At 37.2% G+C, this 11336-nt stretch carries 10 protein-coding genes; 3 read left to right on the top strand and 7 right to left on the bottom strand.

Annotated elements, in window-relative coordinates; translation table 11 throughout:
* Positions 1-12: 12 nt before the first annotated feature.
* The 3 genes from HDF25_RS03995 to HDF25_RS03985 form a co-directional block, all read right to left on the bottom strand.
* Positions 13-1359: a PAS domain S-box protein gene (locus HDF25_RS03995; protein ID WP_184623010.1), complete on the bottom strand. Its 1347-nt coding sequence runs from the start codon at positions 1357-1359 to the stop codon at positions 13-15.
* A gap of 470 nt (positions 1360-1829) precedes the next feature.
* A complete protein-coding gene (locus HDF25_RS03990; RefSeq protein WP_184623008.1) occupies positions 1830-2696 on the bottom strand; it encodes a DUF4249 domain-containing protein in 867 nt (288 codons plus the stop codon).
* Between the two features lie 16 nt (positions 2697-2712).
* Complete coding sequence (locus HDF25_RS03985; protein WP_184623006.1) at positions 2713-5088, bottom strand: TonB-dependent receptor; 2376 nt, start codon at positions 5086-5088, stop codon at positions 2713-2715.
* Positions 5089-5463: 375 nt separating this feature from the next.
* Between HDF25_RS03985 and HDF25_RS03980 the strand changes: the two genes are divergently transcribed.
* A complete protein-coding gene (locus tag HDF25_RS03980; RefSeq protein WP_184623004.1) occupies positions 5464-6000 on the top strand; it encodes a DUF3347 domain-containing protein in 537 nt (178 codons plus the stop codon).
* A 119-nt stretch (positions 6001-6119) separates the two neighbouring features.
* Positions 6120-7406, top strand: coding sequence for a citrate synthase (locus HDF25_RS03975; RefSeq protein ID WP_184623002.1), 1287 nt, complete (start codon positions 6120-6122; stop codon positions 7404-7406).
* Between the two features lie 59 nt (positions 7407-7465).
* Here HDF25_RS03975 and HDF25_RS03970 read toward each other — a convergent pair whose 3' ends face one another.
* The 3 genes from HDF25_RS03970 to HDF25_RS03960 form a co-directional block, all read right to left on the bottom strand.
* Positions 7466-7609: a hypothetical protein gene (locus tag HDF25_RS03970; protein ID WP_184622996.1), complete on the bottom strand. Its 144-nt coding sequence runs from the start codon at positions 7607-7609 to the stop codon at positions 7466-7468.
* A gap of 74 nt (positions 7610-7683) precedes the next feature.
* Positions 7684-8859: a retropepsin-like aspartic protease gene (locus tag HDF25_RS03965; protein WP_184622995.1), complete on the bottom strand. Its 1176-nt coding sequence runs from the start codon at positions 8857-8859 to the stop codon at positions 7684-7686.
* Positions 8860-8942: 83 nt separating this feature from the next.
* Positions 8943-9539 carry a 2OG-Fe(II) oxygenase gene (locus tag HDF25_RS03960; protein ID WP_184622994.1) on the bottom strand — a complete coding sequence of 199 codons (597 nt, stop codon included), beginning with the start codon at positions 9537-9539 and terminating at the stop codon, positions 8943-8945.
* Positions 9540-9647: 108 nt separating this feature from the next.
* Between HDF25_RS03960 and HDF25_RS03955 the strand changes: the two genes are divergently transcribed.
* On the top strand, positions 9648-10037 hold the full coding sequence (locus HDF25_RS03955; RefSeq protein ID WP_184622993.1) for a hypothetical protein: 390 nt from the start codon (positions 9648-9650) through the stop codon (positions 10035-10037).
* A 257-nt stretch (positions 10038-10294) separates the two neighbouring features.
* On the opposite strand, the gene HDF25_RS03950 is transcribed toward HDF25_RS03955, so the two are convergent.
* Positions 10295-11239, bottom strand: a complete 945-nt coding sequence (locus tag HDF25_RS03950) for a ketopantoate reductase family protein (protein WP_184622992.1) — start codon at positions 11237-11239, stop codon at positions 10295-10297.
* Positions 11240-11336 lie beyond the last annotated feature (97 nt).

Raw genomic sequence — 11336 nt, 5'->3', positions numbered from 1 at the left:
AAAAACCAGCGGTTAAAAAGTTACGTTTTGATCAGCTTTATATAACTGGGCTTTTTTTACAATTTCCCTGATTCCTGCATCCAGTTCAGTAGCCGAAATGGAAAGATAATCTAACAGTTGTTTTTGAGAATCATTGATGAAATCTTCGTCTTTAAAAAGGTCGACTAATCCAATAATCCGGGCAAGGGAGTCCCTTATTTTGTGAGATTGCATCCAGGCAATTTCCTGAAGCCGCTCGTTCTGCTTTTTAAATTGATAAAGACTGTTTTTATGTGTGGTAATATCTCTGAATGAACCTACAATTCTGGTCGCCCGGCCTTCACTGTTCCGAAGAAATATTCCTCTGTATTGAATATGCGTAATTTCTCGGTTCGCTTTGAGGAAACGATATTCTGAGTACAGAATTTCGGTAGCAGGATTTTCAATAGCTTCATCTATCTCTTTTAATACTCTTTGTTTGTCATCCGGGTGAATATTATCAGACCAGATGGTATTATCTGATACATTTAACTCATATCCGAATATTTCCTGAAAACCAATTCCCCAATCTACAATGCCATTTTCTATATCCCAGTCGCAAATAGCCTCATCAGATGCTTTAAGTACCAGTTTATATCTTTCATTACTTTGTCTGAGTTCTTCAGTTTTTGTGATCACATCGGTGATGATTTTTGAATTGGTCACAATGCCGCAAATAGCCGGATCATCTGTTAAGTTGGTAGCGGTAGTAGCTAACCAGGTCCATTCATTTTTGCCATTCAGAAAGCGAAAAGGCTCGATAGTAATGCGTTTTACTTTTCGAAGCCGGCTGACCTTTTCTTTTACTCTTTCTCTGTCTTCAGGATGTATAAACTCAAATGCTGATTTATGGAGTAAGGATTCGGGTTTGATAGTTAATATCTGGTCCCAGCTCTCACTGATAAATTGATATTTACCTTCTATATCTATGATACTGATCAGGTCTGAACCACCTTGTACCAGAGCTTTAAAACGGGTTTCACTGAGCAGCAATTCTTCCTTTAGCTTTTTTGCGGTATGGGCGCTTCTAAGTTGCTCAGTAATATCAGTAATAATAACTAATCTGGCTGTTTTATTGTTCAGGTCAAACAGGTTGGTCTTGAGTTCAACATCAATAATCTCCCCGGATTTTTTGACATGCCTCGGTGACTGGTTGATTTTATCTTTATCAGGAATAATCTCCTGAATAGTCATTTTCAGAAACTCTTCTCTGGAATAGCCATACTGAAGAATGGCGGCATCATTAACATCGATAAAATATAAAGTATCAGTGTCATAAATCCACATAGATTGCGGACTAAGTTGGAAAAGGTCTTTATAAAGGTTATTGAGAGCGTTCATAATCTTATTAAAGTTTAGGTAGATAAATTCTGTTTAATTGTATTGGAAATACAATTAAACAGACGTAACAATTCCTGATTAGTAAATGTCTTTATACGTCAGTACTATTGAAGCTGGTTATTTTTAGATAAAGTAGTTACAGGACACATATCAATGAATGTGCCATTCATTTGGCTGATTATTAATCTTTTGACTAATTTAAGTGATTTTTTTAAGATTAAAACGTTATTTTCTTCTATTTGTGTCATAAATCAATTACGTTTAAAAAAAACATCAGCCAGATTTACAGAGCCTGGAAAACAACAGCATAAGATTTGAATTCATATTTTCTGAAATAGAAAATTTTTATTGTTAACAGGAGTTGCCATGCGGTTTGAGGGGCTTGATCCTGGCTTCTTTATTTCTTCCGGGATTCTAAGAAGGCATGAAGGGCTCAACTTTCTATTTTCGTTTACCGGTAAGGGATGATTTTATTTGGCAGGAAAAGGGAACTCTTTAAATGAAAGGCCGCCAACTATTCCCAGTCCATTTTTTATATTGCTGTATATGATAACTTTTTCAGCGAAAGGGCTATCCTGGCTATCCTCGGCTTTAGCTACACTCTTTAAATATTTATAAGCGGATTCTGTTAATATCGTTACTTCCAGCGCCAGTGCTTTTTTAGGGTTAGAATCTGCTGTAAAGGAATAAAATATAGTTTCTCCGGCGGACTGTGGTTTTTCAATAAACCAGGATTTCTTTTCACTATTACCGCTTCCAAACAGATCAGAGGTATTTACTGGTCTGAATTCCAAAGGGATTTTATCTGAATTGTTATTTTTTGAGTCTGAATTCTGATACAGGATCCTGAACCGGTAATATTGTTTTTCCTTACTGTTGTTTTTCAGGAGGAAATTGAACTTAAGTTTATAGGTGTTGCTATTGGCTACGATAATTGATTCATTATTAATCTCCACAGTAGAAATATCCGGAATAGAATCACTGCCCTCCACGAGCCCGTATCCCGGAAGAGTTGCTGTTATCCGGTATTTCTTATCTCTCTGTACTTTGGTCGTACTGACAAAATATTTTTTTTCGTCAATGGTCTGGTTTTGCAGTATTTCTTTGAAAACATCATTTTCATATACCCTGGTTTCAACTTGTTCAGGGACCTGAAACTGTTCTCCTTCAGTTAATCTGCCACTGAGTGTAAGACGGGCTTTAAGGGTACGGTTCTCAGTCATGAGTACATTCAAAACAGGCCTGTCTGAATCTTTTGGAAGATTTATCCTGATTTCTTTCTGACAGGAGCTGAACAATAATATAGATAATATCGGAAGATTGAAATACATTTTCATGATTTATAGATTAATATTAGAATTTAAGACTATAAGATATACCAGGCATAAAAGGCAGCAGGCTGTTGCCTTTGAGAATGGCTGTATTACCTTTGTAGTCTTTAACAGTAAAATAGAATAGGTTTTGCTTGTTGTATACATTATAGATACTGAAACTCCAGGTACGCAGCGTTCCACTCTTTTTTTGTTTGATAAAACTTACTCCCAGGTCCAGTCTGTGTGTCGGTTCTATCCGTATATTGTTTCTTGACTCTATATAATCCAGTCTGCCACCTGAGTTTTTACCGTGATTTTCCTGTCCGGGACTTACACTTTCAAATTGTGTGGTAGGCATAGTAAACGGAGAGGCACTCTGAAAGACAAAAGTACCTGAAAGCTCTATACCCGGTTTCAGTTTATAGATACCTACCAGATTTAAGGTATGTCTTCGGTCATACTTATAAGGGAAAGTCTTTCCGCCATTAATCTCAGGCAGGCTCCTGTCTGTCCTGGCCAGGGCATAACTTGCCCAACCCGTTAAACGACCGGTCTTTTTCTGCAGGAAGAGTTCCAGACCATAGGCCTTGCCTTTACCTGAGGTAATTTTATTTTCCCAGTCATTATTCTGGCTGGTCGTTACGTAATCAGCACCGTCTTTATATTCAATGATATGATCCATCGTTTTATAATAAACCTCTGCTGAGAACTCAAACTTGTCATTGAATACATTACGGGATAACCCCAGAGCAACCTGATTGGATTGTTGTGGAAGTACTTTGCTGGTAGCTGGCACCCAGAGATCGGTTGGTAAGGAGATGGAGTTACTGGCGAGTAAATGCATGTACTGAGTCATTTTAGCATATGATGCTTTTAAAGCCCAGTCTCCGGGTAACAGATAACGCGCACTGAGCCTTGGCTGCAGGGAAGCATAGAACCTGTTTTGTACATCAAATCCACTTGCATGTATTCCGATATTAATTTTCAGCTTATCAGTAATGGACCAGTCATCCTCTGCATAGAGGTCCATCTCTTTCCCCTGGATTCTGGAACCAAAATTATCATCCTTTAAGATGTTGTTATTGAAGCTCTGTTTAGAAAGACTTGTACCGGGTGTAAAAGTATGTATAGTATAAGAAGCTCCAGTCTTGATATTATGAACCGGTGCCGGCTGATAATCAAAGTCTATTTTTGCGGTATAATCTGTAATCCCCGATTTGATATTCAGTATATCATCGGCGTTAATTTTTGAGCCAAATACTGATGAACTTATATTCGTGTCAAATTTATATTGTGAAGTTGTCAGTGTGGTATTGGCAAATAGTTTACCAGAGAAAATATGGTTCCAACGGACTGCACCTGTTGTATTGCTCCAGCCCAGACCAAAATCTGAACTGTTGCCGGTTCCGTCATCTGCTTTATCCGCTTGTTTAATCCTGAGTTTATCTTTGCCGTTATAAAAACTTAAATAGAGATGATCCTTGTCCGAGAACTGATGATGGATTTTGGCATTTAAATCATAAAAATATAAAGTAAATTTCTCGACCTCAGGGCTGTTCGACTTAATCAGAGGAGCAATAAACAAGTCATGATAAGTCCTTCTTCCAGAAATGATAAATGAAGTTTTGTCTGTTTTTAACGGGCCTTCGAGCGTAAACTGAGATGCAAGTAAACCAACTGTCAGTTGTCCATGTACCTTTTTCATATTACCATCATTCATTGCAATATCTACTACGGATGATAGCCGGCCGCCATATCTTGCCGGGAATGCTCCTTTATATAAGTCTACATTTTTGATGGCGTAAGTATTAAATGCAGAAAATATGCCGAGTAAATGGGAGGGATTATAAAGCGGTGCGCCATCAAGTAAAATGAGATTCTGATCAGGTGATCCTCCACGGACCAGGATGGCACTTGTTCCTTCGCTTCCCTGCTGAACTCCAGGCAGTGTTTGTAATGCTTTTAGTAAGTCAGGTTCCCCGAAAAATTTGGGTAATGACTGAATCTGGCTGATGGGAAGATTGATTTTTCCCATTTGAGAAGTATTTTGAACAGGCTGGCTGCCTGTTCCTTTGATCACTACTGTATTTAGTTCATTTCTGACGGGTTTTAACTGTAAAGACACCGTATGTCCTACCGATAAATTGATTAGTGTATCAATTGTCCTGTAACCAATGTAGGAGATTCTGAAAGTAGCCGTATCAGCAGGAACAGTGATGCTGAAATATCCATAATTATTAGTTGTAGTACTATTCTTGCTATTGATGGCTGTGATACTGACGCCGATCAGGGTCTCACCGGTACTCTGGTCTGTTATGCGTCCGTTAAGTGTACCGGAATTGTTTTTTTGTTGTGCAAAAGCGCTGAAGTTCTTTAAGTTCAGTAAGAAAAAGAAGGAGAGGAGAGCTGGTCTCATCACATTTATATAAGTGGTGGTTATCATCTGTGTGCGTTAGTACACAGATGAGACGCAGGTATTGACAATACCCCTATATACAAATGAAAAAATAGTCATGAATATTGTAGCGTTAATCAGAGAGTCTACGTTTTACCTAACAATACGAGCCAAATAGTTTTTAACCTCTTTTTTGTTATCAAATGAAGATATGTTTATACTTTCTGAAATTTATGCTCCTTTGTTGTAAAGGCAGGCTAAGATCTTAATCCAAATTCTTTTTTTGCTAAGACCACATCTTAACTAATTGCAATATTTAAGAAAAGCAGTTCATTTATCTTGTGGTTTTTTAAGTATTTAAAATTAAAATAGTATTTTGAGCAAAAAACGAAATTGATGAAGAAATTTATTGGAATAGCAGTCTTATCAACTTTCATGGCCTGTACCAGTTCTGTGAAAAAAGAGACTGCTGTAACAGACAGCTCAAAAACTGTAAATGGGGCGACTGAAGTTAATGATGTTGAACTATCAGATCCCAAAACTGAAAGTATATATAAAGGATATATAAGTTTAAAGAATTCACTCGTTGCTAGCAACCCTGCGGCAGCTCAGCAAACAGCATTAGACCTGGCGACTTCTCTTAAAGCATTTGAAGGTTGTGAAAATACAGCCATGATTGCTGAGAAAATTGCAGGTACTGAGGATATTAAAGTTCAGCGTAAAGAATTTACCGCATTGAGTTCTGATGTGATTGCACTCTTTAAACATGCCGATCTTAAACAGGGTACCATTTATGTTCAGCATTGTCCGATGGCTAATCATGGTGATGGAGGAGACTGGTTATCTTCTGAAAAGAAAATCAGTAATCCTTATTACGGAAAAGAGATGCTGACTTGTGGTGCAGTGCTGGAAGTCATTAAAACAAAGAAATAGCCCTAATTCTTACTTAATGATGACCTGCGGTTAACAATAATTTAACAGCTTTGTTATCATTATTTGTAAGCTATTAGTATTAGAATAGTTAAGTTTGTTATTTATAAATTAGAAGATATATGTCAGATATTGCAGAAATTAAGATCGATGGTAAAGTATATGAATTTCCCATTGTAACTGGTACCGAAGGAGAAAAGTCAATTGATATTTCAAAGTTGAGAGATTTAACAGGGCATATTACCCTCGACTTAGGTTACAAAAACACAGGATCTACAAAAAGTGCAATTACCTTTTTAGATGGTGAAAAAGGAATCTTAAAATACAGAGGATATTCAATCGAAGAATTAGCAGAGAAATCTACTTTTCTTGAAGTTGCTTATTTATTGATCTATGGTGATTTACCTACAGTAAAAGCCCTGGAAGATTTTCAGTCTCAGATCACCAAGCATACGCTGATCCATGAGGATATGAAAAAGTTCCTGGATGGCTATCCTTCGAAATCTCATCCGATGGCGCAGTTAGCCTCTTTAGTATGTTCATTGTCTACATTCTATCCGGAATCTCTTAAAGCTAACTCTTCACCAGAAACAATGGATCTGACCATGATTAAATTACTGGCCAAATTCCCTACAATTGTTTCATTCATCTATAAAAAATCTTTAGGTCATCCACTGATCTATCCGAAAAATAAATATGATTACGTAAGCAATTATCTGAACATGACCTTTGGTCAGCGTACAGAAGAAGTTGAAATCGATCCTGTTGTAGTGAAGGCGATGAATACTTTGTTAATCTTACATGCCGATCATGAGCAGAACTGTTCAGCTTCTACAGTAAGAATGGTTGGTTCTTCGGATTGTAATCTGTATGCTTCTGTATCTGCTGGTATCGATGCTTTGTGGGGACCTCTTCATGGTGGAGCTAACCAGGCGGTAATTGAAATGCTTGAATTAATCAAAGAAGACGGTGGTGATACCGAAAAATGGATTAACAAGGCAAAAGATAAAAATGATCCTTTCCGTATGATGGGATTTGGACACAGAGTATACAAAAACTTTGATCCACGTGCTAAAATTATCAAAAAAGCATGTGATGATATTCTGGAAAAATTGGGTATCAATGATCCTGTTCTGGAAATTGCAAAAAAACTGGAAGAAGCAGCTTTAAGTGACCCATATTTTGTAGAGCGTAAGTTATATCCGAATGTCGATTTTTATTCAGGTATTATCTACAGAGCCTTAGGTTTCCCTACTGATATGTTCACCGTATTATTTGCACTGGGCCGTTTACCAGGATGGATTGCACAATGGAAAGAAATGCATGAAAATAAGGAGCCTATTGGCCGTCCACGTCAGGTTTATGTTGGACATACAAACAGAGCTTTTGTTGAAATAGAAAAACGCTAATATTTATTGTCCTAACCTGGGACAAGCAAGAGGGTGTCCGAAAAAATCGGATACCCTCTTTATTTTTGTGTTTCTTTAGTAGTTTCTGACTGGTGCTGTGCTATTTTCTTACCGTCGCTAATTCCTGTGTTCAGAATTCCCATGGTAATTTTAGCTAATAATATCCCAATGCAGATCATGAGTACTCTTTTGTTTTTAACCATATGATCTTTGTTTTAATCTAATTTAGTCAGATTGAAATACATTCTCAAATTTATTTTTATTCCCAGAAGTTAAACTAGTAATCCAGTTTAGCGATTTTTATTTTTTGAATCTTCCCCTCATCGTCTTTTATACTGATTGTTGCTGTATTTTTATTGGCCAGTACGTGTGGCCGGTTAAGCATGTCACAAAGCGTAACGCCGGAATAATCGACATCATCTATGGCAACAATCTGCTGTCCTGGTTTCACCTCATTTTTATACTTATCCCAGACTACACCAATAGATAGTCTGTCGTTGATCACGGTAGGAACAAAGGGCCATTGTTTTTCTTTTACCTCATTCTTTGGATGATGGCTGTTAAAATAAAATTTGCTGTGTATAAAATCCAGTGTTACAATTCCATATTGAAGGATTTTAGAGCCGATAGCCGAAGTTCCACCTTTATTGGTTTCAGTAATTACATTGGTAAACTCGCTGTTGCCTAATTTTATGGTCCCGATTCTGATCAGGTGTTTTTCGGCTCTCTGCTGCAGGCCTAAGCCGCCTATGGTATTCGCGCCATAACCATTGGCCAGAACATTATATATTCCTGTAGCTGGAAGTTCATCTGTGATCTCTTCTGAAATCCTCAGAAATTCATTGTCTCCGGTATCAAACCCAAGGTCTACTGTAATATCATTGCCTAATAATATCTTGATCATTGGATTGCTCTGATAACTATTATCTGTTGTTAGCTCTGAGCTATAGCTATCATTTAAAGCTAATTTATTCAGTTGATCGGTCAGGATAATTAAGTGTTTAGTTTCATTGATACTCACAATTGAGTTGCGTAGAATATTACTGCCTATAACACCATCAATATTCCAGCATTTGTAAAAATCTGGAAACAAGGTGATCGCAGGAATATCAGTAAACATAATACTACCCAGTTTGATATTTTTCAATTTGACTACACCGATAGTATCTGTAATTCCATTCACATCAGACAAGGTATCCTCATCTACAAAAGGGGCCTTTAATTCGGCAGATAATGCAGGACTGACTGCGACAGGGGCGCCTGTATCAAATAAGAATTTATGTTTCTTACCATTCAGTTCTACCTGGATAAACATTTTACCATTGATAGTCTGATAAGGAATTTCCGCATAATAATCTTTGGCTGAGGTGCCGCCCTGATTATAGGTGAAAACCTGGGCATTGGTCACTGAATAACAGGCCAATAGAAGTACGAGGTTAAAGAAGAGTTTCATTTCAAATGATTAGATACGCCAATTTAACCGTTTAATCTGTTCTTTCACAAAGAGCGCTGCCAATTTAACATTTTATAACAAATTTAGCCAATCTTTAGCCAGCCGGTAATACTTAACCTCGGCTTGTTACTGATCAGGACCTCATGTAATAATTCGCTGCTTTTAAAAAAGACTCCCTTACCGTTTTCAGGAGATACATGTTGTAAATGTTTATCTTCGTGATGAATACAAAGTTCTCCGCCGTCTCCTTGTTGCCAGCCTTCATTTAAATAGATTATCATGGAGTATTGCCGGCTATCATTATTTTTGAATTGGTCCAGGTGTTTTTTATAAAAACTACCTTCCTCGTACATCGCATAATGAAATTCGTACCCCGTAATACCCGTATAACAGGTACTGTTTAAATAACCGACAAACTGATCTATCAGATCGAAAAAATTATTCTCATGCACATTATCGTGCTTACGGTCCAGCCAATAGATCTTATCACTTCTTACAGACTTGTTATGTGTAACGAGCTGTTCGTTACCTGTCCCTGCCGAGAGGAGCAGGCTGGCGGCATAAAGACCGGTCAGGTTTTCTTTCAGTTGAGCAGCAAGTAGTATACCTAAGAAATTTTCTGATATACCTATTTTATCTGCTATAAAACTATCGATTAACGTATTGAATGCTTTTTGCAATGGGGGGAGGACAAGTATAGGGCAAATCGCCTTATGTTGGTGAAGGTAGACTAAATTAATCAATAAAATGCGTAAATTAATTGGCTGAAAAACAGATCTTTTTGACCTATGAATTTACTGGAATCAAGGGTGTTATGGAGTTATGATCACGAATTGAAAGCTAAGACAGCATTTCATCATTTGGCTGCGCAGTTTTCAGGTATTCCACCAATTCATGATCATTCAGGCGTTTTATTTGTAACCGAGCGGGGCCTTACCATTAAAGGGGATGCAGACCTGGTTATTTCTTTAACAGATATCGAGGAAATCTACCTGGGTTTTGATGAGATTTATCCGCGTAATTTTATTAAAAATTTCGGTGTGTTTTCTGAACCGTTAAGAATCCTGTCTGTCAGCAGGTTTTCAAAAACAACAGTATACTTGTTTCTGGATTATAATTTTTTCGGCTTTGCAAAGAATCAGACGTTGTTTAATTTATTACAGGAAGTACTGTCCTGAAAGGAGAGAGGGCTTTGAAGACCCTCCCTTTTAAATATGAAAAACTATCAGAAAATATCTATGTTTGCACATATCTGATAAAATATGACTACTTTTTTTAAAAACAACGGAATTAAAATTATATCCGTTCTTTTACTTATTCTAATTCTGGGTGATGCCTGGTTATTAATAACCAAAGGTTTTTCAGCTCCCGTTCTTTCCGGCCTGGTTGGCTGCTCAATTACTTTGTTTGGTTTAAATTACTTCAAGAGTAAAAGTTAAGCCCTTTGTCCATCTTTGATTTCATGGTAAATCCGGGTAGTTTCAGGAACAGGGATTCCCAATGATTTTCCATAATTGATAATCGCTCCGGCAAACAATTCCAGTTCAGTATTTTCCTTTCCTGATTGTACATCAAGCTGTAAAGAGGTTGGTGTCTGATATGGAAAAGTAGAGGCTTTCAAAAAGGTCTGTTCTATGATGTTCTGGGGTAGGTTTATTTCCTTTTGATCAGCTATCGATTGTATTTCCAGCATGATCTGGCTTGCTCTTTCTTTTAAAGAAGGGTCTTCATTAACCTGCCCGATAGATTTGTTATATCTTGCCGTAACAAGGCCAAAACTAGCTATAAAGAAAAACTTAGACCAGATGGCAGGAAATGAATTTTCCTTGTATTCTATGTCAATAGATGCCTCTTTTAATAAACCAACTATCGGCTGAGGATCAAATTCTTTAAACATCGGGTCTTTGCCCAGGATGATTTTACCCGGATTTCCTTTATGTTCGACAATTCCTTTTTCTTTAATATGGGAGGCTACGTAGACACATGAAGGAAGCACTATTCCATTGGGAATAATTCTGCGGATTCTCTCATAGATATCGACACCGTTCATTAAAGGTATCAGGATAGTATCATGATTAACTTTGTCTTTTAACTGGTTACAGATGTTTTCAAGATCGTATTCCTTAACGCAGATTAAAAATACGTCTGTATGACCCAGTTCAGAGATTTCCCTGAAAAGCTGATGTGGTTTGGTTACACTTTCCGGGTTTTCGGCCGAAAGTAAAGTGAGCCCTTTCTCTTTTACAGTATCATAAGTTTGTCCTCGGGCTATAAAACTAATATTTACAGCGGGATCATCAGCATATTGATGTGCCAGTTTAAATCCGAAATAACCACCAACTCCACCTAATCCTATAATTGCAAATTCTGTTGTTTTCATTATTCTGTTGAAATTTTACATTTTGTATTTACCTGTATATTAAAGCGGGTAAATTACATTAATCAAATGTAAAACCTATTATATTAATGAAATATGA

The organism is Pedobacter cryoconitis (genome assembly GCF_014207135.1).
Lineage (GTDB): Bacteria > Bacteroidota > Bacteroidia > Sphingobacteriales > Sphingobacteriaceae > Pedobacter > Pedobacter cryoconitis_D.
This window is presented reverse-complemented; position numbering and strand designations above follow the sequence as displayed.

What these genes read in the sequence shown, in the direction of transcription:
- HDF25_RS03995 (WP_184623010.1), bottom strand. Translation starts at nt 1,359, where the DNA reads ATGAACGCTCTCAATAACCTTTATAAAGACCTTTTCCAACTTAGTCCG.
- HDF25_RS03990 (WP_184623008.1), bottom strand. Translation starts at nt 2,696, where the DNA reads ATGAAAATGTATTTCAATCTTCCGATATTATCTATATTATTGTTCAGC.
- HDF25_RS03985 (WP_184623006.1), bottom strand. Translation starts at nt 5,088, where the DNA reads ATGAGACCAGCTCTCCTCTCCTTCTTTTTCTTACTGAACTTAAAGAAC.
- HDF25_RS03980 (WP_184623004.1), top strand. Translation starts at nt 5,464, where the DNA reads ATGAAGAAATTTATTGGAATAGCAGTCTTATCAACTTTCATGGCCTGT.
- HDF25_RS03975 (WP_184623002.1), top strand. Translation starts at nt 6,120, where the DNA reads ATGTCAGATATTGCAGAAATTAAGATCGATGGTAAAGTATATGAATTT.
- HDF25_RS03970 (WP_184622996.1), bottom strand. Translation starts at nt 7,609, where the DNA reads ATGGTTAAAAACAAAAGAGTACTCATGATCTGCATTGGGATATTATTA.
- HDF25_RS03965 (WP_184622995.1), bottom strand. Translation starts at nt 8,859, where the DNA reads ATGAAACTCTTCTTTAACCTCGTACTTCTATTGGCCTGTTATTCAGTG.
- HDF25_RS03955 (WP_184622993.1), top strand. Translation starts at nt 9,648, where the DNA reads ATGAATTTACTGGAATCAAGGGTGTTATGGAGTTATGATCACGAATTG.
- HDF25_RS03950 (WP_184622992.1), bottom strand. Translation starts at nt 11,239, where the DNA reads ATGAAAACAACAGAATTTGCAATTATAGGATTAGGTGGAGTTGGTGGT.